Origin of the sequence: Desulfosporosinus hippei DSM 8344 (genome assembly GCF_900100785.1) — a bacterium.
Classification (GTDB): Bacteria; Bacillota; Desulfitobacteriia; order Desulfitobacteriales; family Desulfitobacteriaceae; genus Desulfosporosinus; species Desulfosporosinus hippei.
On sequence record NZ_FNCP01000062.1, the window covers coordinates 1,303 to 2,493 of the forward strand.

Consider the following 1,191-nt stretch of genomic DNA (forward strand, 5'->3'; position numbering starts at 1 on the left):
CGGCTAACCTCTCCTCTTAACCTTCCAGCACCGGGCAGGTGTCAGCCCCTATACATCTCCTTTCGGATTAGCAGGGACCTGTGTTTTTGTTAAACAGTCGCCTGGACCATTTCTCTGCGGCTCTTCTTTCGAAGAGCGCCCCTTCTCCCGAAGTTACGGGGCTATTTTGCCGAGTTCCTTAACGAGGGTTTTCTCGCGCGCCTTAGGATTCTCACCCCATCTACCTGTGTCGGTTTACGGTACGGGCACCTAGTCACTCACTAGAGGTTTTTCTTGACAGCTTGGAGTCGGTTACTTCGCTACTAACTTTCGCTCCCCATCACGTCTCAGAGTATCGCAGGGCGGATTTGCCTACCCTACCTCCTTCATCGCTTGGGCCAACTCTACCAACGGTTGGCTTAACCTATCCTTCTGTGTCACCCCATTGCTCAAACATTTCTAGGTGGTACTGGAATCTCAACCAGTTGTCCATCACCTACGCCTTTCGGCCTCGGCTTAGGTCCCGACTTACCCTGGGCGGACGAGCCTTCCCCAGGAATCCTTAGATTTTCGGCGGGAAGGATTCTCACCTTCCTTTTCGCATACTCATACCGGCATTCTCACTTCTATCCACTCCACCAGACCTTACAGTCTGACTTCTCTGCTGATAGAACGCTCCCCTACCCCTGCAGTAAACTGCAAGCCATAGCTTCGGTGATACACTTGAGCCCCGTTACATTTTCGGCGCAGAACCACTCGACCAGTGAGCTATTACGCACTCTTTAAATGGTGGCTGCTTCTGAGCCAACATCCTGGTTGTCTGTGCAATTCCACATCCTTTCCCACTTAGTGTATACTTGGGGACCTTAGCTGATGGTCTGGGCTGTTTCCCTTTCGACTATGAAGCTTATCCCCCACAGTCTGACTCCCAATCTAAATCTGATGGCATTCGGAGTTTGATAAGGTTCGGTAACCTGGTAAGGCCCCTAGCCTATTCAGTGCTCTACCGCCATCGATCATCAATTGAGGCTAGCCCTAAAGCTATTTCGGGGAGAACCAGCTATCTCCGTGTTCGATTGGCATTTCACCCCTACCCACAGCTCATCCCCTGCCTTTTCAACGACAGTGAGTTCGGGCCTCCAGTAGGTTTTACCCCACCTTCACCCTGGCCATGGGTAGATCACACGGTTTCGGGTCTACAGCATGTAACTT

1 rRNA gene (only partly in view) is annotated in these 1,191 nt (G+C 51.7%); it reads right to left on the bottom strand.

The annotated features are described in order from the left end of the window. Window positions 1-1,191 (bottom strand): 23S ribosomal RNA (locus BLS16_RS22985); its annotated part reaches 1,129 nt to the left of the window's first position; the annotation flags it as partial.